Source organism: Aldersonia sp. NBC_00410 (assembly GCF_026342035.1).
GTDB lineage: Bacteria > Actinomycetota > Actinomycetes > Mycobacteriales > Mycobacteriaceae > Aldersonia.
In genome coordinates, this window is sequence record NZ_JAPENM010000006.1 from 37363 (window position 1) to 61787 (window position 24425).

The 24425-nt window shown below is 68.4% G+C and carries 19 protein-coding genes; 8 read left to right on the top strand and 11 right to left on the bottom strand.

All coding sequences use genetic code 11. From position 1 onward, the window contains the following. Nucleotides 1-5: 5 nt before the first annotated feature. Complete coding sequence (locus OG921_RS15035; protein WP_266113285.1) at nt 6-1256, bottom strand: MFS transporter; 1251 nt, start codon at nt 1254-1256, stop codon at nt 6-8. Nucleotides 1257-1344: 88 nt separating this feature from the next. Between OG921_RS15035 and OG921_RS15040 the strand changes: the two genes are divergently transcribed. Beyond that, complete coding sequence (locus OG921_RS15040) at nt 1345-1920, top strand: TetR/AcrR family transcriptional regulator (RefSeq protein ID WP_266113286.1); 576 nt, start codon at nt 1345-1347, stop codon at nt 1918-1920. 30 nt (nt 1921-1950) lie between these two features. On the opposite strand, the gene OG921_RS15045 is transcribed toward OG921_RS15040, so the two are convergent. Then, entirely contained in the window at nt 1951-2442 is a 492-nt protein-coding gene (locus tag OG921_RS15045; RefSeq protein WP_266113287.1) for a gamma-glutamylcyclotransferase, read from the bottom strand. Between the two features lie 103 nt (nt 2443-2545). On the opposite strand from OG921_RS15045, the gene OG921_RS15050 reads away from it, so the two are divergent. Further along, nucleotides 2546-3949 (top strand): NAD(P)H-quinone dehydrogenase, encoded by a 1404-nt coding sequence (locus tag OG921_RS15050; RefSeq protein WP_266113288.1) that lies wholly within the window; start codon nt 2546-2548, stop codon nt 3947-3949. 2 nt (nt 3950-3951) lie between these two features. Here OG921_RS15050 and glpK read toward each other — a convergent pair whose 3' ends face one another. Continuing rightward, the gene (glpK, locus tag OG921_RS15055; protein ID WP_266113289.1) at nt 3952-5442 is read right to left on the bottom strand and encodes a glycerol kinase GlpK; all 1491 of its coding nucleotides are present in this window, start codon (nt 5440-5442) and stop codon (nt 3952-3954) included. 113 nt (nt 5443-5555) lie between these two features. On the opposite strand from glpK, the gene OG921_RS15060 reads away from it, so the two are divergent. After that, the gene (locus OG921_RS15060) at nt 5556-7289 is read left to right on the top strand and encodes a glycerol-3-phosphate dehydrogenase/oxidase (RefSeq protein ID WP_266113290.1); all 1734 of its coding nucleotides are present in this window, start codon (nt 5556-5558) and stop codon (nt 7287-7289) included. 18 nt (nt 7290-7307) lie between these two features. On the opposite strand, the gene OG921_RS15065 is transcribed toward OG921_RS15060, so the two are convergent. After that, nucleotides 7308-8297 carry an oxygenase MpaB family protein gene (locus OG921_RS15065; protein WP_266113291.1) on the bottom strand — a complete coding sequence of 330 codons (990 nt, stop codon included), beginning with the start codon at nt 8295-8297 and terminating at the stop codon, nt 7308-7310. Between the two features lie 23 nt (nt 8298-8320). Here OG921_RS15065 and OG921_RS15070 point away from each other — a divergent pair, with 23 nt between their 5' ends. Then, the gene (locus tag OG921_RS15070; protein WP_266113292.1) at nt 8321-8938 is read left to right on the top strand and encodes a TetR/AcrR family transcriptional regulator; all 618 of its coding nucleotides are present in this window, start codon (nt 8321-8323) and stop codon (nt 8936-8938) included. Here the strand turns inward: OG921_RS15070 and OG921_RS15075 are convergent. Further along, the gene (locus OG921_RS15075; protein WP_266113595.1) at nt 8911-9666 is read right to left on the bottom strand and encodes a DNA-formamidopyrimidine glycosylase family protein; all 756 of its coding nucleotides are present in this window, start codon (nt 9664-9666) and stop codon (nt 8911-8913) included. The two genes, OG921_RS15070 and OG921_RS15075, sit on opposite strands and share 28 nt — an antisense overlap. 39 nt (nt 9667-9705) lie before the next feature. After that, nucleotides 9706-14262, bottom strand: coding sequence for an ATP-dependent helicase (locus tag OG921_RS15080; RefSeq protein WP_266113293.1), 4557 nt, complete (start codon nt 14260-14262; stop codon nt 9706-9708). A gap of 106 nt (nt 14263-14368) precedes the next feature. On the opposite strand from OG921_RS15080, the gene OG921_RS15085 reads away from it, so the two are divergent. Beyond that, nucleotides 14369-14941, top strand: coding sequence for a histidine phosphatase family protein (locus OG921_RS15085; RefSeq protein WP_266113294.1), 573 nt, complete (start codon nt 14369-14371; stop codon nt 14939-14941). A gap of 1 nt (nt 14942) precedes the next feature. Here OG921_RS15085 and OG921_RS15090 read toward each other — a convergent pair whose 3' ends face one another. Further along, complete coding sequence (locus tag OG921_RS15090; protein WP_266113295.1) at nt 14943-15449, bottom strand: OsmC family protein; 507 nt, start codon at nt 15447-15449, stop codon at nt 14943-14945. 220 nt (nt 15450-15669) lie between these two features. On the opposite strand from OG921_RS15090, the gene OG921_RS15095 reads away from it, so the two are divergent. After that, nucleotides 15670-16986 carry an HNH endonuclease signature motif containing protein gene (locus OG921_RS15095; RefSeq protein ID WP_323182804.1) on the top strand — a complete coding sequence of 439 codons (1317 nt, stop codon included), beginning with the start codon at nt 15670-15672 and terminating at the stop codon, nt 16984-16986. A gap of 33 nt (nt 16987-17019) precedes the next feature. On the opposite strand, the gene OG921_RS15100 is transcribed toward OG921_RS15095, so the two are convergent. Further along, nucleotides 17020-18525, bottom strand: coding sequence for an aldehyde dehydrogenase family protein (locus OG921_RS15100; protein ID WP_266113297.1), 1506 nt, complete (start codon nt 18523-18525; stop codon nt 17020-17022). A gap of 83 nt (nt 18526-18608) precedes the next feature. Between OG921_RS15100 and OG921_RS15105 the strand changes: the two genes are divergently transcribed. Both OG921_RS15105 and lat read left to right on the top strand, forming a co-directional pair. Next, nucleotides 18609-19094: an Lrp/AsnC family transcriptional regulator gene (locus OG921_RS15105; protein WP_266113596.1), complete on the top strand. Its 486-nt coding sequence runs from the start codon at nt 18609-18611 to the stop codon at nt 19092-19094. Between the two features lie 68 nt (nt 19095-19162). Next, nucleotides 19163-20485 (top strand): L-lysine 6-transaminase, encoded by a 1323-nt coding sequence (gene lat / locus OG921_RS15110; RefSeq protein WP_266113298.1) that lies wholly within the window; start codon nt 19163-19165, stop codon nt 20483-20485. Between the two features lie 18 nt (nt 20486-20503). Here lat and OG921_RS15115 read toward each other — a convergent pair whose 3' ends face one another. The 3 genes from OG921_RS15115 to OG921_RS15125 are packed head-to-tail and all read right to left on the bottom strand — an operon-like array spanning nt 20504 to nt 24423. Further along, nucleotides 20504-20845, bottom strand: coding sequence for a hypothetical protein (locus OG921_RS15115; protein ID WP_266113299.1), 342 nt, complete (start codon nt 20843-20845; stop codon nt 20504-20506). 57 nt (nt 20846-20902) lie between these two features. Then, nucleotides 20903-23614: a molybdopterin cofactor-binding domain-containing protein gene (locus tag OG921_RS15120; RefSeq protein WP_266113300.1), complete on the bottom strand. Its 2712-nt coding sequence runs from the start codon at nt 23612-23614 to the stop codon at nt 20903-20905. Next, on the bottom strand, nt 23611-24423 hold the full coding sequence (locus OG921_RS15125) for a xanthine dehydrogenase family protein subunit M (RefSeq protein WP_266113301.1): 813 nt from the start codon (nt 24421-24423) through the stop codon (nt 23611-23613). Before OG921_RS15125 ends, OG921_RS15120 begins: the two co-directional genes overlap by 4 nt. Nucleotides 24424-24425 lie beyond the last annotated feature (2 nt).

The window sequence follows — 24425 nt, forward strand, 5'->3', positions numbered from 1 at the left end:
CGGGGTCAGCCCACGCAGACCGGTTCGGTACCGGCCGGCGCAGCCGCGGGCCGGGCACGTCGCGCGGCTGCCGCCGCGAGCAGCACGAGCGCAAGTACGAAGATCGCGTAACCGATTGCGGTACTTCGCAGTCCGAACTCTGCGGCGGCCAGGCCGGCGACCACGGCGGGTACCGCGAAACCGGTGTAGCTGACCAGGAACATCGAAGCGAATACCTGTCCGCGGTCGGCCGGGGCGGTGGCCGCGGCGAGCGAGCCGATCACTCCGACGAAGGTGGTGCCGAACCCGAACCCGGAGACCGCGAGCCCCGCAATGTAGGGAGCAATCGATGTGGTGAGCACCGCCGCGAGGGTGATCAGCAGGCCCACGAACAGCCCGCTGTAGCCGATCGCCAGCTTCGTGCCTGCCGACATCCCGGCCGAGGCCAGCGACGCGATCGCCGCCGAGGCGAAGAAGGTGAACAGAATCGCCGCTGCCGATGCGTGATTCGCGACGCCGAGCAGGTGGTCGACGATCGACGATCCGAGCGAGAGTTGCAGGCCGCCCAGGGACCAGGTGGCGACCATCGCGGGGACCGCGGCGAGGAAGACCGGCCGGGTGGCGACCGGCAGCGCGGCCCGCGGCGCAACGGTCCGCGCCAGATGTGCGCGTGAGTCGAAGCCGACTCTGGCCGACGATTCCGGCACCAGTACCAACGCGGCGAGGAGCACAACGAAGACCCCCGCGGTGATCGCGTAGACCAGCAGGCGCGGCGCCGGGGCGTATTGCACCAGGGTGCCTGCGACGATGACGCCGAACGCCAAACCCACTCCCGGCATGGCGCTATTGGTCATCGAACCGATGCGCTCGTTCGGCTGCAGGTCCAGCATCGCGGCACTGAGTGCACCCAGTACGGCCCCGGTGGCGAGGCCTTGCAGGATGCGGGCGGCGAGCAGCATGCCCACGCCGTCCGCGGAGATGAAAAGGAACATCGCCACGATCAGCATGGCCAGCGAGACCGCGATCACCGGCCGCCTGCCGACGTGGTCGGAGAGGGAGCCGACGGTCAGCAGACTGCCGAGCAGTGCGACCACGTAGATCGCGAAGATCGCCGTCAGTGTGAACGAGGAGAATCCCCAGAGTTGTTGATAGACAGGATAGATCGGCGACGGAGCGGATGAGGCGAACAGGACCGCCGCCGTCGTCAGGCCGACGAACGCGAACGCGGCTGTCGGGTGCATCGTCCGAGTGGGTGGGCGGAGGATCCGGGTGGTCACGATGTGTCTCCTCACGGCTAAAGCAAATGCAATTGCTTTTGCATCACCGTAGGCCGGTCCTGGTGCAAAAGCAAATCTATTTGCAATAATGGTGGACATGACCACTGCCAGCAGCACCGCCCGCCGCCCGGGTGGACGCAGCGCCCGCGTCCAAGAGGCGGTCTACCGGGCGGTGGGTGCGCTGGTCAGCACCGGTTTCCGGGACACCATGACGGTGCCGCAAATTGCCGAGACGGCAGGGGTGAACCCGACCAGCATCTACCGCCGGTGGGGCAGCGTTGAGGTGCTACTCGAGGAGGTCGCGGTGGCCGTCCTGACGCGCGACGAGCCGCTTCCCGACACCGGCAGTATCGCCGGAGATCTCGAGATCTGGGCACAGGCGATCGCCGAGGACATCGGTCGGCCGGAGCGCATGGTGTACCTGCGGGCGATGGTCGCCGCGCGCGAGGACATCGTCGAGGCATGCCCGTGCTGGGAGGTCCGCCGCGAGCAGGCCGGCGAGTTCGTGCGGCGCGCCGGTGCGCGTGGCGAAACGACGCCCGAAGTCAGGCAGATTCTCGATCACATTGTCGCGCCGCTCTACCATCACGCGGTCTTCGGCCTGCCCGGCGGCGCCGACTACTCGCGGCGTCTGGTCGCCGACGTGATGTCGATGGCATCCTGATCGACGGCGTGATGTCGATGGCGTCCTGAGTCAGCCGGAACCGAAGTTGCCCGGCCCCACGTTGCGGCTGTTGCGGGTCTGCAGATCGCGCACGTATGCGGTGGGCGCGCCCGCCTTCTCGGCGGCATCGGCCATCACACCGAGGTAGCGCGCCGATGGCAGACCGCCCTCATACGCGTCGAGCACATAGAGCCAAGCCAGCACGGGCCCGTCGAGACCGCCCGTAGGGGTGCCGGTGGTGTCGATGCGCACCCGGATCTTGCGGTGAATCCCGAAGTCGGAGCCTTCCCAGCGGTCCAGGCGTTGCTCGTCCTCGATCGACACGTCGTAGAGCACCACGAACACCCGGGATCCGGGTTCTTCGACCACGGTGGCGAGCGCGCCTTCCCAACCGATATCGCCGCCGCTGAAGGTCAGTCGCCACCCGTCCAGCCAGCCGGTTCCCGCCATTGGTGAATGGGGACAACGTTCGAGCATTTGCTCGGGATCCATGTTGGACCCGTAGGCGGCATAAATCGGCACGACGGCAAGCCTAGCCAATCGCTATCCCATACCGTTGCAGATGAGTCGGAGATCTCGGCGGCACGGATCGGAGATCCCAAATGGCAGCGGATGGGAGCAGGGCATGACTCGGATCGTGATCATCGGCGGGGGACCGGCGGGCTACGAGGCAGCCCTGGTGGCGGCCCAGCACGGCGGCCAAATCACCCTGATCGACTCCGACGGAACCGGCGGCGCGTGCGTGCTGTGGGACTGCGTGCCGTCGAAGACGTTCATCGCCTCGACCGGTGTGCGCACCGACCTGCGCCGGGCCAACGACCTCGGTATCTCGGTGCATCCCGAGGACGCGACAGTTTCTCTGCCGCAAATTAATTCACGCGTGAAGAGCCTGGCGAAGGCGCAGTCCTCGGACATCAGGACGCGGTTGCAGACGGTCGGCGTGCGGGTGCTGACCGGCCGTGCGCAGCTCACCGACCGGATGCGTGGGATGGCCGCCCATCAGGTGCATGTCGACCTCGACGACGGCACCGACCGGGTGCTCGACGCCGACGTGGTGCTGATCTGCACCGGCGCGAGCCCGCGGGTGATCCCCGGCGCGGAACCGGACGGCGAACGAATCCTCAACTGGCGCCAGATCTACGACCTCACCGAACTGCCCGAGCATCTCGTCGTGGTCGGTTCCGGTGTCACCGGCGCCGAGTTCGTTTCGGCCTACACCGAGATGGGGGTGCCGGTCACGCTGGTGTCGAGCCGCGACCGGGTGCTGCCGCACGAGGACGAGGATGCCGCACTCGTGCTCGAGGACGCGTTCGCCGAGCGTGGCGTGCAGCTGGTCAAGCACGCGCGGGCGGACTCGGCCAAGCGTACCGATTCCGGTGCGGTGGTCACGCTGTCCGACGGCCGCACCGTCGAGGGTTCGCATGTGCTGATGACCGTCGGGTCGATCCCGAACACGCGCGATATCGGCCTGGACAAGGTCGGCATCACCACCGATCGCGGCGGGTACCTGCGGGTGGACCGGGTCTCCCGCACGCCGGTGTCGGGGATCTACGCCGCGGGCGACTGCACCGGGTTGCTCCCGCTGGCCTCGGTCGCCGCGATGCAGGGCCGGATCGCGATGTACCACGCACTCGGCGAGGGCGTGAGCCCGATCCGGCTCAAGACGGTCGCATCGGCCGTATTCACCCGTCCCGAAATCGCGACGGTGGGCGTGAGTCAGCAATCGATCGACGATGGCGAGGTGCCCGCGCGCACCGTGATGCTGCCGCTGAATACCAATCCGCGCGCGAAGATGTCGAGCCTGCGACGCGGCTTCGTCAAGATCTTCTGTCGCCCCGCGACCGGTGTGATCATCGGCGGCGTCGTGGTCGCCCCGATCGCCTCCGAACTGATCCTGCCGCTGGCCATGGCCGTGCAGAACAACCTCACCGTCAACGATCTCGCGCAGACGTTCTCGGTGTACCCGTCGCTGACCGGCTCGGTCACCGAAGCGGCGCGCCAGCTCATGCGCCACGATGATCTGGACTAGCGCTAGTCGTCGACCCACCCGTAGGTTCGTTCGACCGCGCGGTTCCAGTGCGCGTACAGGCGACGCCGTTCCTCGGCGCCCATCTGCGGTTGCCACGTCTTGTCCTCGGCCCAGAGCTCGCGGATGTCGTCCTCGGTCCATTGCCCGACCGCGATGCCCGCGGCGTAGGCGGCACCGAGCGCGGTGGTCTCGGTGACCACCGGTCGCACCACGGGCACGTCGAGAATGTCGGCCTGGAACTGCATCAGTGTGTCGTTGACGACCATGCCGCCGTCGACCTTGAGCGTAGTGAGGGCGACGCCGGAATCGGCGAGCATGGCTTCGGCGACCTCGCGGGTCTGGTACGCCGTGGATTCCAGTGCCGCCCGGGCCAAGTGGGCCTTGGTGACGTATCGAGTGAGCCCGGAGATCACCCCGCGGGCATCGGATCGCCAACGCGGAGCGAATAATCCGGAGAAGGCGGGCACAATGAACGCGCCGCCGTTGTCCTCGACCGTATTCGCCAGCTCCTCGATTTCGCTTGCCGAGGAGATGATTCCGAGGTTGTCGCGCAGCCATTGCACCAGCGATCCGGTCACCGCGATGGAACCCTCGAGCGCGTAGACCGGGTCGGCGTCACCGATCCGATAGCAGACCGTGGTGAGCAGGCCGTTGTCGCTGGACATCGGCTCGGTCCCGGTGTTCAACAGCATGAAATTGCCGGTGCCGTAGGTGTTTTTGGCCTCGCCGGGCGAGAGGCACGCCTGGCCGAACGTCGCCGCCTGTTGATCGCCGAGGATGCCGGCGATCGCGACTCCGGCCAACGGGCCGTCCGCGATATCCGCGTAGTGTTCCGAGGAGCTGCAGATCCGCGGCAGCATCGACTCGGGCACGCCGATCTCGGCACAGATTTGTGAATCCCATTGCAGCGTGCGCAGATCCATCAAGAGTGTGCGTGAGGCGTTGGTCACGTCGGTAAGGTGTTCGGCGCCGCCGGTGAGGTTCCACACCAGCCAGGTGTCCATGGTGCCGAAGCACAGCTCGCCGGCTTCGGCTCGGTGGTGGGCGCCGTCGACATGGTCGAGAATCCAGCGCGCCTTCGGGCCGGCGAAGTAGGTCGACAGCGGCAGCCCGGTCTGCTCGCGGTACCGGCCGGCGCCGTGCGACCCGCCGATTTCCTCGCAGAGCGCCGCCGTTCGGGTGTCCTGCCAGACGATCGCGTTGTGGATCGGTTCGCCGGTCTTGCGGTCCCACACGACCGTGGTCTCGCGCTGGTTGGTGATGCCGACCGCGCCCACGTCGGACCCGTCCGCGCCCACCGCGTCGAGCGCCTCGGCGATCACCGCCTGCGTATTGCGCCAGATTTCGGCCGCATCGTGTTCCACCCAGCCGGGCCGGGGGAAGATCTGCTCGTGTTCGCGCTGCCCGACGCCGGCCACCGTGCCGCGCTGGTCGAACAGGATGCATCTGGTCGACGTGGTGCCCTGGTCGATCGCGGCGATATACCGGCTCACTCACTCATCTCCTCTGCCTCGCGCGCGCACCGGGCGTCCGTGCCGCCTCATTACCGGCAAAAAGCTACTAGCCTGACTGTCGATCCGTCGATCAATCACGGGAGGAGTCGGCCTTGGCCAAGGAGCCCGGACCCCACCTGCTCGGTCCCGAGCAGCGTACGGACGCCTGGACGAGGCTGGGCAAAGAGCATTTCGACGTGGTGGTGATCGGCGGCGGGATCGTCGGCACCGGCGTCGCTCTCGACGCCGCGACGCGTGGGTTGACCGTCGCGCTGGTCGAGGCGCGCGACTACGCCTCCGGCACATCGAGTCGGTCGTCGAAGATGTTCCACGGTGGACTGCGCTATCTCGAGCAATTGGAGTTCGGCCTGGTGCGCGAGGCGCTGCGGGAGCGCGAGCTTTCGCTGACCACGCTCGCGCCGCACCTGGTCAAGCCGCTGCCGTTTCTGTTCCCGCTCACCAAGCGCGGCTGGGAGCGGCCCTACATCGCGGCGGGCATGCTGCTCTACGACAAGCTCGGTGGCGCGAAGTCCGTTCCGGCGCAGAAACATCTGACTCGCTCCGGCGCTTTGCGACTGGCTCCCGGGTTGAAAGGCAACTCGCTGATCGGCGGGATCCGCTACTACGACACCGTGGTCGACGATGCGCGGCACACCATGACGGTGGCCCGCACCGCGGCGCACTACGGTGCGGTGTTGCGCACGTCGACGCAGGTGGTCGGGTTTCTGCGCGAGGCCGATCGGGTGTCGGGGGTGCGGGTGCGCGACACGGAGGACGGCCGCACTTCCGAGATCCGCAGCCATGTCGTGATCAACGCGGCCGGGGTATGGACCGACGAGATTCAGGCGCTGTCGCGGCAACGCGGACGGTTCCGGGTGCGGGCGTCGAAGGGCGTGCACATCGTCGTGCCGCGCGACCGGATCGTCAGCGAGGCCGCGATCATCCTGCGGACGACCAACTCGGTGCTGTTCGTGATCCCCTGGGGCAGCCACTGGATCATCGGGACCACCGACACCGACTGGAATCTCGATCTCGCGCATCCGGCGGCGACCAAGGCCGATATCGACTACATCCTCGGCCGGGTCAACGACGTCCTGGTCACTCCGCTCACGCACGCCGACATCGACGGCGTCTACGCCGGGCTGCGGCCGCTGCTCGCGGGGGAGAGTGACGATACGTCCGCGCTGTCGCGCGAGCACGCGGTGGCGCGGGTCGCGCCGGGCCTGGTCGCGATTGCCGGCGGGAAGTACACCACCTACCGAGTGATGGCGCAGGACGCGGTCGATCTGGCCGCGGCGGACATCCCGGCGCGGATGTCGTCGTCGATCACGGAGAAGGTGCCGCTGCTCGGCGCGGAAGGTTACTTCGCGCTGGTGAACCAGACCATCCGGCTCGGTGAGATTCACGGCCTGCACCCGTACCGGGTCAAGCATCTGCTCGACCGGTACGGCTCGCTCATCGACGAGGTGCTCGATGTCGCGGTCGGCAAGCCGGAGTTGCTGCAGCCGCTGACCGACGCGCCGGCCTACCTGCAGGTGGAGATCGTGTATGCGGCCGCCGCCGAGGGGGCGTTGCATCTCGAGGATGTGCTCGCACGACGGACCCGGATCGCGATCGAGTACTCGCATCGCGGGGTGAACTGCGCCGAACAGGTCGCCCGGCTGATGGCGCCGGTACTCGGCTGGGACGACGCCGATATCGACCGCGAGGTCGCCACGTACCTCGCGCGGGTGGATGCCGAGGTGCGCTCGCAGGCCCAGCCCGACGATGCGTCCGCCGACGAGTTGCGCGCGGCGGCGCCGGAGGCACGCGGTCAGATTCTGGAACCGGTGCCGATCGCCAAGTAGTCGAGCGGCACCGGGGGTTCAGGGTGTCGCGACGCGCCGGAACCGTCGATCGGTCGGTGGTGCCTGGTCCCGGTACGGGTTGTAGTGCTTCGGGTCGTGCCACTCGTCCGCCGGTGGCATGAACGCGATCGGCGCCTCGAGCAGCGGGTGGTCGGCCGGGATGCGCCCGGCTTCGCGAGCGTTGCCCTGCAGTGCGCGCGGGTGCTGCCGATGCTGTGCAGGCATGAACTTGTCGACGATCCGCAGTGCCTGTCCGACGCCACGGTGCAGAACCTCGTCGACCGGGGTCCAGCGGTAGCCGAGCTTCTTGCGGACCGGCGGGTCGAACAACCCGACCGTGAGCCATTCGAAGCCGACCGCGAAGAACGGACGGACCAGCGGCCAGAGCTCGTCGGGAAGCCAGGGCACGATCGGCGGTTTGTCGATCGACTTCAGATCGAGGACGCCCCGGGTTGCCTTGTTGTCCTCGAGCACGTCCCGGCACATGTGGTCCCAGTACTGCTGGAACTCCTCCCACGTCTCGGGCATCGCGCGGTCGCTGACGCCGTAGAGCCGGTACCACTGCTTGTGTTCGGCAAACAATTGCCGCTTTTCGGCCTCGGTGAGCCCCGAGCCGAAGCGTTCGGCCACGAGCAGGACGCCGACGAAGAACGTGGCATGCGCCCAGTAGAACACGTCCGGATCCAGCGCGTGGTAACGCCTGCCCTGGTCGTCGACGCCCTTGATGTCGCGGTGGTAGTCGCGGATCTCCTGCGCGGTCATCGCCGCACGGTCGCCGTCATAGACGACGCCCGCGATCGGGAAGACCGAGCGGAACAGCCGCTGCCAACGTTCGTCGAAAAACCCGGAGTGCTGCTCTACCGCGGCGCCCAGTTTCGGGTGCATGTTCTGCATTGCGCCTGCCCAGGGGCCCTGCAGCAGGGCTCGCCAGTCCCCGAAGTACTTCCAGGTGAGCGAATCGGGGCCGAGCGGTTGGGGAGCGCCGACGCATTCGTTCTGACTACGCATGTTGTCAGACTACGATCATCGGAATGGCCGGTCAAGGTTCGCGCAGTTGGGCAGGGGTCGACCTGTCCGAGCGGCAACGCATCCGACGCGCCGAGCTGCTGCAGGCCGGGATCGAACTGCTCGGCGCACCCGAGGGGCCCGCGGTCAGCGTCCGGGCGGTGTGCCGGCGCTGCGGCCTGACCGAGCGCTACTTCTACGAGAGCTTCGCCGACCGGGAGGAGTTCGTGGCGCAGGTGTACGGCTACGTCACCGACGAGGCCCGCAACGCGCTGATCGGGGCGGTGCTGAGGGCCCCGACGCCGGAGGCACGCGCACAAGCCGCGGTCGAATCGTTCGTGCAGCTGATCATCGATCGTCCGACGATGGGCCGCGTGCTGCTGATCGCACCCTTGACCGAGCCGAGTCTCGGCGGGCGCGGGTTGCAGTCCGCGCCCGCGTTCGCGATGCTGATCGGCGATCAGCTCGATCCGCTCACCGATGTGGCGGACCGGCAACTGCTCTCGGTCGGCCTGGTCGGTGCGCTCGCGAGCCTGTTCATCGCCTATCTCGACGGCACCATCGACGTGGGCCGGGATCGCTTCATCGCGCACTGCGTGGACCTGCTGACGAACGCCTACTCCTGGCAACGCGGACAGAAGTAGATCCGGCGATCCTGCTGCGTCCCACCCTCGCCGAGCGGTCCGGTGGCGATCCGCGCCGATCTGCAACGTGGGCAAGGCATTCCGGTGCGGCCGTACACCAGCGGTCGGTGTATCCGAATCTTGGCCGAGGCGTCCAGGATTCGCTGCGTCTCGTCGACGAGTTCGCCGAGATTCTCGACTTCGCGGACCGGACGGCGCGGATGCACACGCGCAAGCCAGCACCCCTCGTTGCGGAAGATGTTGCCGATCCCGGCGAGGTTGCGCTGATCGAGCACGGCGAGCCCCACCGGTCGATCGGGGTCGGCAGTCAGCCGGCGCAGCGCTTCGGCGCGGTCCCAGTCCGGCCCGAGCAGGTCGGGGCCGAGATGCCCGACTGCCTCGTCCTCCCGGTCGCGCGCGAGCACCTCGACCTTGCCGAGCGAGAACCCCACCGCGACCGCGTCGGCGACGCCCAGAATCGCGCGCGCGGTGAATCCCGGTCGACGCCAACGCTGTCCGGGCGCATACACCTGCCAGACGCCTTCCATCTTCAGGTGGGTGTGGATCGAGTAGCGATCGATGCGGACGAACAGATGCTTGCCGCGGCTGCCGACCTCGTCCACGACGTGACCGCGGAGATCGACCGTGGCGTACCGGGGCACGCGCAGATCGCAGACGGTCAGTTCCTTGCCGGCGAGGGCGGTGCGCAGCCGGCCCGCGGCGCGGTAGACGATGTCACCCTCGGGCACCGGCGCTCCCGGCTTGCTCACACACGGCGCAGCCTCCGGCTACACACGGCGCAGCCTCAGCCCGCGCGGGGTCGGGGAGAAACCCGCGCCGGTGAGCAGCCGGCCGATCGCGCTCCCATGCGCGGTCTCACCGTCGATCCGCTCGACCAGGATCGACGAGACGCGGCGGTGCTTCACCAGGCCGGCCAGTGCTTCGGCGGCCTGCGACAACACCGACTCGTCGGTGCTGAAGGACAGCAACGACTTTCCGCCGCGTTCGACGAACAGCACGAGTTCGCCGTCGATGAGCACGACCATGGCGCCCGCCTTACGGCCCGGCAGGTGTCCGGTTTCGGTGACGCCGGCCGGCCAGGCGAGCGCGGCGCCGTAGGGGTTGGCGGGGTCGCAGGCAGCGAGCGCGATTGCGACCCGGTCGCGGCGGTCGTCATCCTGCGCACGCACCCGGTCGACGACATCGGAGGTGGCGAATTGCGCGCCGCCGAGTCCGTTGACGAAGTAGCCGCGCCGGCAGCGGCCGCTGTCCTCGAAGCCGGTCAGCACGCGGTACATCAGTGAGAAACCGCCCGGCACTTCCTCGTTCATCACCGAGCCGCGGGTGACGATGCCGTAGCGGTCGAGCAGGAGGTCGGCGGTGGCGTGCGCGAGGACGGTGGCATCGGGCTCGGGGGTGGGTAACAGCGCCCAGCGGCCGGACACCGTCGGCGGCCCGGATCGGGTCGGCATCGCCGGGCGCGGCACCGGACGGTATGCGCGCGTGCGGGGTGCGCGCCGCGGCGTGCGGTGGCTCGTGGTGGTACGGGTGGTCCCCGACATGAGCGCGCGCAGCGGCGCGAGCGTGTCCCCGGACAGGAAACCGGCCCAGACCAGATCCCACAGGGCTGCAGTGAGTTTCGTGTCGTCCACGGCGGCACCGAGTGCGGCGCCGACGGCGTCGGAGAGTTGCCGGAAGAAGAACGCGCCACCGCTGTCGAGCTGGGCGAGGATCTGCTCGTGCAGTTCGGTGAATTCGATCTCGGTGGCCGACGGCAGCGTCAGCGGCGCCTGCTCGGCCAGGTGCAGGCACACCCAGCCGTCCTTGGCGGTGATCGAACCGCGGCCCGACCAGAGCACCTCGCCGGTGGCGGTGAGTTCGTCCAGCATCGCCGGTGCATAGTCGGCGACGCGGCTGGGCAGGATCAGCGATTCCCACGCCGACGCCGGAATGGGCACGCCCGCAAGCTGTTCCACCACGGTTGCGACACCGTCCACGCCGCGTAGTTGGGCGGCTCCGTTGTCACCGCCGCGTAGCTGTCCGCCGAGGTGCTGCCAGGAGGGCAGAAACCGGCCCAGCGCGGCGGTGGAGACCGGCTCGATCTCGGCGCGCGCCGCGGCGAGCGACCGGCGCCGCAATCGGCGCAGTACCTCGGTGTCGCACCACTCGGCACCGGTGCTGCCCGGACGGAACTCGCCGGCCACGACCCGGCGTTCGGCGGCGAGTTTCTGCAGGGCGGCGGCGGCGATCGCTGTGCCGATCGCGAACCGCGCCGCGACCGCGGTGGTGGCGAAGGGTCCGTGCGTGCGGGCGTAGCGGGCGATGAGGTCGCCGAGCGGGTCGGCGACCGGCTCGGCGAATGCCGTCGGCGTGCCGACCGGCAGGGGGACACCGAGCGCGTCGCGCATCCGGCCGGCATCCTCGACGGCGATCCACCAGGTGCTGCCCGCATAACCGACGGTGAGCGCCCGCCGGGCCGCGGCGAGTTCGGCGAGGTACTCCGCGGCGGGACCGTCGGTGCGTTCGTCGATTTCGGCGAGCGTCGACGGCCCGAGCAGGCGCAGCAGATCCGCGACGCCCTCTGCATCCCGGGCGTGCCGGTCGGCGGGCAGCCGCTGCAGTTCCTGCTCGGTGCGCCCGATGACGTCGGCGTCGAGCAACTCGCGCAACTCGACCCGACCGAGCAGTTCGCTGAGCAGTGTGGAATCCAGCGACAGTGCCGCGGCGCGCCGTTCGGCGAGTGGGCTGTCGCCCTCGTACATGAACGCGCCCACATAGTCGAACAGCAGCGCGTTCGCGAACGGCGACGGTGATTGTGTCTCGACCTCGACGATGCGCAGCCGGCGCTGCGACAACCGCCCGAAAAGCTCACGCAGGGCGGGCAGGTCGTAAACGTCCTGCAGGCACTCCCGGACCGACTCGAGCAGGATCGGAAACGTCGGGTACTTGCGTGCCACCTCCAGCAGTTGCGCCGATCGTTGCCGCTGCTGCCACAGCGGTGCACGCTTACCGGGGTCGCGGCGCGGCAGCAGCAGCGCGCGCGCCGCGCACTCACGGAAGCGGGACGCGAACAACGCCGAGCCGCCGACCTGTTCGGTGACCAGCTCCTCGATCTCGTCGTGCTCGAAGACGAACAGGTCCGCACCGGGCGGCTCGTCGTCGGTGTCGGGCAACCGAATGATGATGCCGTCGTCGCCCGCTGTCGGCGCCGCGTCCACCCCGTAGCGCTCGCGCAGGCGCGCACCGATCGCGAGCGCCCACGGCGCGTGCACGGGCAACCCGAACGGTGAGTGCAGCACGAGCCGCCAATCGCCGAGTTCGTCGCGGAAGCGTTCGACGACCAGCGTCCGATCCGAGGGGGTCTGGCCGGTCGCGGTGCGCTGTTCGTCGATCAGCGCAAGCAGGTTGGTGATCGCGTTGTCGTCGAGACCGGCATCGCGGCAACGCTTCTCGATGGCGGTTCGGTTCTTGCCGCTAGCCTCGCGCAGGAACGCCCCGAGCGCTTCACCGAGTTCGGCGGGGCGACCGAGGCCATCGCCGTGCCAGAACGGCAGCCGCCCGGGCTGACCGTAGGCGGGGCTGACCATCACGCGGTCATGGGTGATCTCCTCGATCCGCCAACTGGTGGCGCCGAGTGCGAAGACGTCCCCGACGCGGGATTCGTAGACCATCTCCTCGTCGAGTTCGCCTACCCTGGAGTTCCGTTCGCCGACCATGTAGACGGCGAATAGGCCGCGGTCGGGGATGGTGCCGCCCGAGGTGACCGCGAGCCGTTGTGCGCCCGGGCGGCCGGTGAGTGTGCCTGCATCGCGGTCCCAGACGAGCCGCGGCCGCAATTCGGCGAATTCGTCGGAGGGGTATCGGCCCGACAGCAGGTCGAGCGTCGACTCGTACGCCGACCGCGGCAGGGTGGCGAAACTGCCCGTCCGCCGGACCGCGTCGAACCAGACGTCGACATCGAGCGGTTCGAGCGCGCACGCCGCGACCGTCTGCTGGGCGAGTACGTCGAGCGGATTCGCCGGGATGCGCAGCGACTCGATTTGGCCGGCTGTCATGCGCATCGACGCCACCGCGCAATGGATCACGTCGGTGCGGTGCTTGGGAAACAACACGCCCCGCGAGATCTCGCCGACCTGATGGCCCGCCCGGCCGACCCGCTGTAGCCCGCTCGACACCGACGGCGGTGCCTCCACCTGGACAACGAGATCGACTGCACCCATGTCAATTCCGAGTTCGAGGCTGCTGGTCGCGACCACACAGCGCAGCCGTCCGGATTTCAGGTCGTCCTCGATGAGCGCGCGCTGGTCCTTGCTGACCGAGCCGTGGTGCGCACGAGCGAGCAACGCTTCGGCGCCGTGGTTGACCTCGCCGGTGGCGCCGATCAACGAGGGCGGCGCGTGCGCGGTGTCGACGCCGTTGCCGACGCGCTCGGCGTACACCTCGTTCAGCCGCGCCGTGAGCCGTTCGGCGAGTCGGCGCGAGTTTGCGAAAACGATCGAGGAACGGTGCGCGAGAACGAGATCGACGATGTTCTCCTCGACATGCGGCCAGATCGAACCGGCCGAGTGCTCGCCGTTTTCGTCGGTGACACCGAGTTCGGTCATGTCCTCGATCGGCACCTTCACCGTCAGATCGAAGGTCTTCGGTGCGGGCGGGGACACGATGGTGATCGGCGCGACACCGGTGAGGAACCGGCCCACCTCCTGGGGCGGGCGCACCGTCGCGGAAAGTCCGATGCGTTGCGCGGGGCGTTCGAGTTGGGCGTCGAGCCGTTCGAGCGTCAACGCCAGATGCGCGCCGCGCTTGGAGCCGGCGATGGCGTGCACCTCGTCGACGATCACGGTGGTGACTTCGTCGAGCGTCTCCCGTGTTGCCGAGGTGAGCATGAGGTAGAGCGACTCGGGCGTGGTGATGAGGATGTCGGGCGGGGTGCGAGCCAGCAGCCGTCGGTCCGCCGGGCTGGTGTCACCGGAGCGAACGCCGACGGTGATGTCGGGCAGCGGCAGATCGAGCCGCGCCGCGGTTTGGGTCACGCCGACCAGGGGCGAGCGCAGATTGCGTTCCACGTCCACGGCCAGCGCCTTGAGCGGGGAGACGTAGACGACCGAGGTCTTCCCGGTCCGCTCGGCGCGGTTCGCGAGCTGATCGATCGACCAGAGGAAGGCGGAGAGTGTCTTGCCCGAACCGGTCGGCGCGATCACCAGGGTGTGCTCGCCGCGCGAGATCGCATCCCACGCGCCGAGCTGTGCGGCCGTCGGCGCCGGGAAGGCGCCGTCGAACCACTGCTGGGTGGCGGGTGAGAACTGCACGGTGTACATCTTGCGCCGCGGGTCCGACAGGATCATCCGGACGGGGAACCACCGCCCAGTTTTCGAGCGGGAGCGCGGGATCCCGCGCACGGTGCCGGAAACTGGGCGCGGATGTTCGGTAGCGCCGAGTAGCGTCTACCCGATGGCGACGGTGGTTCGACTCCTTCTGGTGAGTCACGCCAGTACCGAGGCGCTGCGCAATGCGCGATTCCCGGCCGATGAACCGCTCAACGAGACCGGGCGGAAGGCGGCCGCCGGTGCGGCGTGGCTGAGTGCGCACAAGCTGCAGGTGGCCCCGGAGCTTCGGACGCGGGAGACGGCGTCGGCGCTCGGAGTAGAGGGACACGCCGAGCCCGAACTGCGCGACGTCGACTACGGAAAATGGCGCGGCCTGTCGATGGACGACGTACCGGTCGAGCAATTGTCGGCGTGGCTGTCCGATCCCGCTGCCCGGCCGCACGGTGGCGAGTCGATCGTGGAGTTGATCGCCCGGGTGGCCGGGTGGTTGACCGCCGTCGCAGCCGCGGAGACCGACACGCTCGCTGTGACCCATCCTGCTGTCGTGCGTGCAGCGCTGTTGGTGACGCTGAAGGCACCGGCCCAGTCGTTCTGGCGAATCGACATCGCGCCGCTCACTGTCACGCGGTTGCACTGCCGCGGCGGGGTGTGGACATTGCGGGGAACGGGCCACGATTCGCCGCGCTTGACGCCTTAGCTCATGACCGGGTGGTGACCTCGATCTGTGGCGCCGCCCGCAGCGTTTGGTACACCACGCAATAGCGCTCGGTCAGCCGCTGCAGCGTTGCCAGTTGCTCGGCGTCGGCATCGGTATCCAGCTCGAAGGCCAGCCGGATCGACCGGAAGCCGACCGGCGCGGTCTTGTCCACGCCTAGTGTGCCGCGGAAATCGAGGTCACCTTCGGCGCGGACCGTGCCGGAACGAATGTCGAGTCCGAGCGAGGTCGCGACGGCGCGCAGGGTCACGCCGGCACAGGCGACGAGTGCCTCGAGCAGCATGTCCCCGGAGCAGGCCAGGGTGCCGTCGCCGCCGGTTGCCGGATGCAGCCCGGCTTCGACCACCGCCCGGCCGGTCTCGACCTTGCAGGACACGCCGAGGGCATCGAGTTCGCCGTTGGCGCGCAGCGTGATCAGTGCGCTGCCAGGATCGTCGCGATACCGCTGCTTGAGCGGGGTCTGGATGGCGCGTAGGTCGTCGGCATGCATCGTGTCCTCCGGGGTCGTGGGCGTACCTCCTCGTATACGCCCAGGTGCGCGTAGACGTTCACCGAATCAGTGGGTTGCGATGGCCGGCGGATGGTCCTCGCGACCGGACCGAGTCTCGGGCGAGAGATCGGAACCTGTCGGTGCCCCTCGATACACTTCGATCATGCTGGGGGGCATAGATATTGCGGAGGCGTTGGACGCGCTCGACGCGGCGGTGTCCATGGTCGCCGGGCTCGATTTCGAGGCGATGAGCAGCGCTGGCCGGTTGGCGGTGCTGCGCGAGCTCGAGGCCGCTTCTCGGCGGCAGACCAGCGTGGGTTATGAACTGCTGCAAAGCCTTCGCGATCATCGGACGCTCGCGGATTTCGGTGGCGAGAATACGCATCAGGTCGTGGCGGACGCGTTGCGGATCACCCGGCTGGACGCGAAGAAACGCTTCGACACCGCCGAGCAGTTGGCGTCACGCGCCTCGTTCACCGGGGAGCCGCTGGTACCGGAGCTGGCGGCGACCGCCGAGGGTGTCCGGAGCGGCGTGCTCGGTGACGGGCATGTGCAGGTGATCCGCTCGTTTCTCAAACATCTGCCGCATGCGATCGACGCCGGCACCCGCGAGCACGCGGAGGCGCAGCTGGCGGGATTTGCGGAGTCGATGCGCCCGGATGAGTTGCGCAAGGTCGCCGACCGGCTTGCGGCGTATCTGAACCCGGACGGGGAGTTCGATGAGATCGACCGGGCCCGCAAACGCGGGCTCTGGCTCGGTAAACAGGACTTGGACGGGATGAGTAGCTTGACCGGACGCCTCGATCCGGAATTGCGGGCCTTGTTCGAGCCGATCCTCGAGAAGCTCGCCGCTCCCGGGATGTGCAACCCGGCGGATGAGTCGCCGCGGGTGGATGGTGAGCCGGACGAGGAGACCTCCCGGCGAGACAACCGCTCGATGGGTCAGCGGCACCACGATGCGGTCAAGGCGATGTGCCGCGCCCTGCTCGCTTCCGGTGAGCTGGGTCGGCATCGGGGCCTGCCGGTGACGGTGATCGTGTCCACCACGCTGCAAGAACTGAAGGACCTGGCGGGGCCGGCCGCGACGGCGGGCGGGTCACTGCTGCCGATGCGGGACCTGGTGCGGATGGCCGCGCACGCGCACCACTATCTGTGCATTTTCGATGACGTTGATCAACGGGTGTGGAATCTGGGCCGGTCCAAGCGGATCGCATCCCCGGATCAGCGGATCGTGTTGCATGCGCGCGATATCGGCTGCAGCTACCCCGGGTGCACCATGGCTGGCTACCGCGCCGAGGCCCACCACGTGCGCGAGTGGGCCGATGGCGGCGCGACCGATATCGAGAACCTGACCTTCGTGTGCCCGGCGCATCACAAACTGGCCGGCCCTGGTGAGGATCAGTGGCGCACCCACCGCTACCGCGGCCACACAGCCTGGATCCCACCAAGGCATGTCGACCCGCGACAACGCCCAAGGATCAACCACTTCCACCACCCGGGTGACACGCTCACCGACAACGACGGCGATCCGCCGTGACCGCCCGCCCGCTCTCGGGGCAGGCTCGCGCGGCTACCCGAAGTCCACCCCCTGCGCCAGCGGCAGCTCGTCGGAGTAGTTGATCGTGTTCGTCGCCCGGCGCATGTAGCCCTGCCAGGCGTCCGTGCCGGATTCGCGGCCACCGCCGGTCTCCTTCTCGCCACCGAACGCGCCGCCGATCTCGGCGCCCGAGGTGCCGATATTGACGTTCGCGATTCCGCAGTCCGAGCCGTCCGCGGCCAGGAAACGCTCGGCCTCGCGTTGGTCGGTGGTGAAGATCGACGACGAGAGTCCTTGCGGCACATCGTTGTGTAGTGCAATTGCTTCGTCGAGGGTGTCGTAGGTGAGCACGTACAGAATTGGGGCAAACGTCTCTTCGCGCACCACCGACGTCTGCGCCGGCATCCGCACGATCGCCGGACGCACATAGAACGACTCGGATCCGTTGACGTCCACCCGTTCGCCGCCGGTCACGTCACCGCCGTCGCTGCGGGCTTTGTCCAGCGCGGTCTGCATCCCGTCGTAGGCGCGTTCGTCGATCAGTGGGCCGACGAGCACGCCCTCGTCGAACGGATCGCCCACGCGCAGCCGGGCATAGGCAGAGGCGATACGGTCGGTCAGCTCATCGGCCACCGAACGATGAGCTATCAACCGCCGCAACGTCGTACACCGCTGCCCGGCGGTGCCTGCTGCCGAGAACACGATGCCGCGGACTGCCAGTTCAATGTCCGCCGACTGCGTCACGACCGCACCGTTGTTGCCGCCGAGCTCGAGCAGACAGCGTCCGAAGCGGGCCGCGACGCGAGGAGCCACGATCCGACCCATCCGCACCGATCCCGTCGCGGACAGCAACGCGACGCGGGCATCGTCGACGAGGCGCTCGCCGACGGCACCGCCGCCCTGCACCAACTGATGTACATCCGGGTCGGCGCCGGTATCCAGGCACGCCTGCCGCAGCAACGCCGCGCAGGCATGGGCGGTCAACGGGGTGGCCTCCGACGGCTTCCACACCACGGTGTCCCCGCAGACCAAGGCGATCGCGGTGTTCCACGACCAGACCGCGACGGGGAAGTTGAACGCGGAGATAACCCCGACCACGCCGAGCGGATGCCAGGTCTCCATCAGCCGGTGTCCCGGCCGCTCCGATGCCATCGTCCTGCCGTACAGCTGGCGCGACAGGCCGACCGCGAACTCGCAGATATCGATCATTTCCTGGACCTCGCCGAGGGCCTCGGATTCGATCTTGCCCGCCTCCAGCGTCACCAGCGCGGCGAGCGTCGCCTTGTGCTCGCTGAGCAACTCGCCCAATCGCCGGACGACGGCGGCGCGCTGTGGTGCCGGCAGCGTTCGCCAGCGAACGAATGCGTTGTGGGCCAAAGTGATCGCGTGATCGACATCGTCGGGTGTGCTGATCGCCACGGTGCCGAACCGTTCGCCCGTGATCGGGCTGCGAGCGGTGAGGCCCGATCCGGTGTCGAGCGCAACGGGCGCATCGAGGCCGTGCAGTGCGTCGGTGAGCCGAGTATGCAGCGTTGACATTCGGGGTCCTTCCGTCCGGGTGGGTGGCGTCGTTTCGGCCATGTCGGCGCTATCGGCTGGGTTAGCCTTCGATTGTGGCGGAAATATCGAGGCAATCCCCGTCCGTCGCGCCCGCGCCGCGCGAGGAACCGGCGAAGCCCGCGTTGGACGACATCGATCGGTTGCTCATCCGCGAACTCGTCGTGGATGGTCGCGCCACATTGTCCAATCTCGCCGAGAAGGCCGGCCTCTCGGTGTCGGCGGTGCAGTCGCGGGTGCGGCGCCTCGAATCTCGCGGGGTGATTCGCGGATACACCGCGAAGGTGGATCCCGCGGCGCTCGGCCAGATGCTGTCGGCGTTCGTCGCCATCACCCCTCTCGATCCATCGCAGCCGGACGACAGTCCCGCCAGGCTTGCTCACATCCCGGCGATCGAATCGTGTCACTCGGTGGCCGGCGAGGAAAGCTACGTGCTGATGGTCCGGGTTGCCTCGCCTCAGCACCTCGAACAGCTGCTGCGTGAGATCAGGTCCACTGCGTCGGTGAAGACCCGCAGCACGATTATCCTGCAGACATTTTACGACAGATAGCGAACGTCGCTTAATTGTTCCGGTTGTTGGGTTGTCACGCCGACAATTTGACAGGTATCTTCGCGAGTATGACCGCCGTTGTGCCTGCCACCCCGATCGCTGCGGCGCGCGTCCACGACGTGCTCGCCGCGCACCTCCTCGTGGACGGATTCGACCTCGTTCTCGACCTCACGCGCTCGCGCGGCGTGCGGTTGTTCGATGAACGCGACGGAACCGGCTATCTGGACATGTTCGGCTTCTTCGCGTCCTCGGCGCTCGGGATGAACCACCCCGCGCTCACCGACGACCCGGAGTTCGTGCGTGAGATCGCTGCTGTCGCGATGAACAAGCCGAGCAACTCCGACGTGTACACCGTGCCTATGGCCAGGTTCGTCGACGTGTTCGCGCGCGTGCTCGGCGACCGTCGGATGCCGCACCTGTTCTTCGTCGACGGTGGTGCCCTGGCCGTCGAAAACGCGCTCAAGGTCGCATTCGACTGGAAGAGCAGGCACAACGAGGCGCACGGCCACGATCCCGCGTTGGGCACCAAAGTGCTGCACCTGACCGGGGCGTTCCACGGACGCAGTGGCTACACGATGTCGCTGACCAACACCGATCCGGTGAAGGTCGCGCGCTTCCCGAAGTTCGACTGGCCCCGGATCGAGGCGCCCTTCCTCGCCGATGGACGCGATGTCGTCTCTGCCGAAGCGCGTGCGCTGGCGCAGGCCGAGCGGTCGTTCATCGAAAATCCCTACGACATAGCCTGTTTCATCGCCGAGCCGATTCAGGGCGAGGGTGGCGACCGGCACCTGCGAGCGGAGTTCTTGCAAGCGATGCAGCGGCTGTGCGAACGCTACGACGCGTTGTTCATCCTCGACGAAGTGCAGACCGGGGTCGGGCTCACCGGTAGCGCGTGGGCCTACCGGCAGCTCGGTGTGCGCCCCGATGTCGTCGCGTTCGGCAAAAAGGCGCAGGTGTGCGGAATCATGGCGGGCGGACGAGTGGATGAGCTGCCCGACAACGTCTTTCGGGTGAGCTCGCGAATCAACTCGACCTGGGGCGGCAACCTTACCGACATGGTGCGTGCCCGCCGGATCCTCGAGGTGATCGAGAGCGAGGAGCTGATCCATCGCGCCGCCGTGGTCGGCACACACCTGCTCGACCGGCTCCGGTGGCTCGCCGCGCGACACGACCGGGTCACCGAACCGCGCGGGCGCGGGCTGATGTGCGCGATCACCCTCGACACGGCGGCGCGACGCGATGCGGTCGTCGCGTCGATGCTCGCCGAGGAACACGTGCTCATCCTCGGCACGGGGGAGCGCGGCATCCGGTTCCGTCCGCCGCTGACCGTCACCACCGCCGAACTCGACGAGGCCGTCGCAGCGCTGGACCGGGTGCTCGCGCGGCTATAGTTCGACTGTGCGGGGTGGTCAGCCGGTGACCGTGAGGCCCAGTCCACCCTCGGCGAAACGACGGACGGCGGCGAGCCCCGTGGCCAGTGCCTCGTCCTCGCCCACCCGCGCCCAGGCGGTCAGCACGCCCGTTTGATCGGCGCCGAGGGTCAGCACGATCTCGCCGAGCAGTTCGGCGGTGGTGGGCTCGCAGACCGCCCAGGAATAGTGCGTATCGGCGTCCCACTGCGCGGTGCGGCGGGCCACGTACTCCGGGTCGTCGATGCCGCCGGCAGCAAGTGCGGGGCGGTCGTCGATCCGGTCGTCGGCACGCAGCGCGCGCAGATACCAGGCGCCCGCATTGACCTCGACGGGTTCCATCAGCGGCTCCGGTGGGCGGCATCGATCATGGCGTCACCCTACAAACCACCGCGGCGGCTACGAGCGTCGGTGTGCTCCGTCGATCTCGCGCCACACCCGGTCCGGCGACATCGGCAGCCCGCGCACCCGCACCCCGACGGCGTCGGCGATCGCGTTGGCCAGGGCGGGGGCAACCGGGTTGTACGGCGACTCGCTCATCGACTTGGCGCCGTACGGGCCGAGGGTGTCGTAGGTATCGGCGAAGTAGACCTCGGTTCTGGGCACGTCGGCGAACTGCGGGATGTGATAGTTGCGCAGTGTGTCCGTGACGATCGTGCCCGCGCCGTCATCACGCATCACCTCGAACAGCGCGCTGCCGATCGCCTGCGCCACGCCGCCCTCCACCTGGCCACGACACTGGTTCGGGTTCAGCACCACACCGGCGTCCACCGCCTGGATCGACTGCAGAATCTGCACTCGTCCGGTCGACTCCTCGACCGCAACCCGGAACGCCTGCACGTTGAACGCCAGCGACCGCGGTGAGCCGTCGTGCGCGCCGTCGGCCCGCAACTCACCACCCGCGGCCGCGAGGACCTCGGTCAGTGCGACGAACCTGTCGCCGCACTCCACCCCCTCGGGTCCGAGCCTGCAATCGTCGGGGTCGACGCCGGCGAGGTTCGCGGCGATCGCGACGATCCGCACTGCGAGCGAGGACGCCGCCGAGCCGAGGGCGCGTCCGGCGACGACGATGCCCGCCGACCCGAACGCCCCGGTATCGTAAGCCGCTGTGTCCGTGTCGGATTGGCGGATGATGATGCGGTCGGCACCGGTGCACAGCGCGGTTGCCGCGATCTGGGTGTGCACGGTGGTGGTGCCGTTGCCGAACTCCGCCGTGCCGATGTCGACGCTGTAGCCACCGTCGTGCTCGAGGCCGACCGAGCACTCGGCATAGTGCCCGCGCGGCGGGATGGTGGCGATCATCGCCGCTGCCATGCCTTCGCCGACGCGCCAACCCTGTGGTACCGCAACGTTATTGCCGCGGCGCAGCGCCTCCTGCGCCACATCGATGCATTGGTCGAGGCCGTAGCTGCCGAAGATCAGATCGGGGCCTTCGACATGCGCGGCCACCAACGGGTCCGCGGGCGTCACCACATTGCGGCGGCGCAGTTCGAACGGGTCGATGTCGAGTTCACCTGCCAGCTCGTCGAGTGCGCACTCGATGCCGAAAATCACCTGGCCGAGCCCGTAGCCACGGAACGCACCGGACGGAATGTTGTTGGTGTAGACCGTGCGAGCATCCACGCGCTTGTTCGGACACCGATACAGGGCGACCGATTCCGAACAGCCGTGGAACATCACACCGGGGCTGTGGTTGCCGTACGCACCGGCATCGGCGAGCACGTCGATTGCCATTGCGGTGAGCAGACCGTCCGCGCCCGCGGCGACCGTCACGTCGATTCGCATGGGGTGGCGGCACGGCGCGCGGGTGAACTCGTCGGTGCGGGAGAACTCGTACTGCGCCGGGCGACCGGTCCGCAACACCGCCAGCGCGACGAGATCCTCGGTGAGCAATTCCTGTTTGCCGCCGAATCCGCCGCCGACCCGGGCGGTGAACACCCGCACCTTCTCGGTGTCGAGCCCGAGGATGTGGGCCAGTTCGTCGCGCACGAGGTAGGGCACCTGGGTGCTGGACCGGATGCTGAGCCGACCGGTGTCGTCGAGCCAGCCCATGGCCGCATGCGTCTCCAGGTGGACGTGCTGTACCCGCTGGGTGCGATAGGTGCCACGGACCACGGCTGCCGCGTCCGCGAGCCCGCGGTCGAGATCGCCGGCGCCGCCGTGTAGTTCGGCGACAAGGTTGCGGCTCGGGTCGGCGATGCGAGCGCCCGGACCCTTGTCCCCGTGCACCGTGGGCGCACCCGACGCCAGCGCCGACTCCGGATCGAATACCGCGGGCAGGACGTCGTAGCAGACCTCGATCAACCTGCACGCCTGCTGCGCGATACCCACCGACTCGGCCACCACCGCCGCGACGCGCTGGCCACGGAAGCGCAGCACGGGGTCGAACACCAGCGTGTCGTCCGGGTCGTCGTTGCGGTCCTCGTGTCGCGCCGTCGAGAACGGCGTCGCCGGGCTGTCCTCGTGGGTGAAGACCGTCACCACGCCGGGCAGCGCCAGTGCCGCCGTGGTGTCGATCGCGACGATGCGCGCGTGCGGATGCGGGCTGCCGAGCACCGCGATATGCAGCAGTCCCGGCGGGGCGTGGTCGAGGGTGTAGGGCTCGCGGCCGGTGACGATACGGGTACTCGCGGGCGCGGCGAGTGAGCGCCCGGCCGACGGTGCGTCACCGGCCTTTTCGGTGTTCACGACACCGTGTATCGCATCCTCGATGGCGCGGTAGCCGGTGCAGCGGCACAGGTTGCCCTTCATCCGCTGTGGCAACCGGTCGAGGTCCTCGGGCGCGAGCGCGGCCGCGGTGACCACCATGCCCGCGGTGCAGAACCCACATTGGAATCCGGCGGCCTCGACGAACCGGCGCTGCACCGGATGCGGGTCGTCGGGAGTGCCGAGCCCGGAAACCGTGGTTACCGAGCGGCTTTCGGCGCGGAAAGCGGGATAGATGCAGGAGTGCACCGGCTCGCCGTCGACGAGCACCGAGCACGCGCCACAATCGCCTGCGTCGCAGCCCTTCTTCACGTCGAAGTGGTCGAGTTCGCGCAGCAGCGTGCGCAGACACTGCCCGGGCTGGGGCGTTGCATCGGTGTCGGTGCCGTTGATCCGGAATTTCATGCCAGCTCCTCCCGGATCTGCTGGGCCAGTTCATGGGTCACGTGTGCACGCCAGTCCGGGTCGCCGTGTGCGTCGGCGTGCCAAGCTCCAGGCGGGATGCCCGCGGCGATGGCCTCGCTCAACTCGGCCGAGCCCGGCACTGCCGCGAAGCGCAGTACGTACGGGCGGTCGGTGGCCGCGGTGACGGTCAGCGTGCAGGCCCCATCGTCGTCGACTCGTCCGGCCAGCACGACACCGGAGCGACCGAGCGGAGACAGCGCCAGCTTGCGGAATGCGGTGCGGGAACGCAGTGCCGAGGTCGGCAGGGTGACGCTGCGCAGCAGGTCGCCCGGAGCAAGCACGGTTCGTGCCGCGCCGGTGACGAAATCGGTTATTGCGACGCGGTATTCGGAACCATCGGCGCGCCAGACCAGTGCCTCGCCGTCGAGTGCGGCGCACAGCGTGATCATCGCGCCCGCCGGGAAGGCCAGGCAGATATTGCCACCCACCGTCGCGGTCTTCCAGATCTTGAACGAGGCCAGCAGCGCCGCGGCGCACTCGCCGAACAACGACTGTGCGGTCCATTCCGCCGGGACCTGCCCACTCACGAGTTGTTCGATAGTGGCGGTCGCCGCGATCTCGAGGCCGGTGTCGGTCACCGACAGCGCCGGCCAGCCGAGTCCGGTGAGATCGACCAGCGTGTGCAAGTGATCCTGCGGCTCGGAAAACAGCCACGTCCCACCGGCGAGGAACGCGACACCGGGTGCAGGCCTGTCGATTTCGTCACGGGTGCGGGGCACCGAGACGACACCGATGGTCGGCAGATCCACCG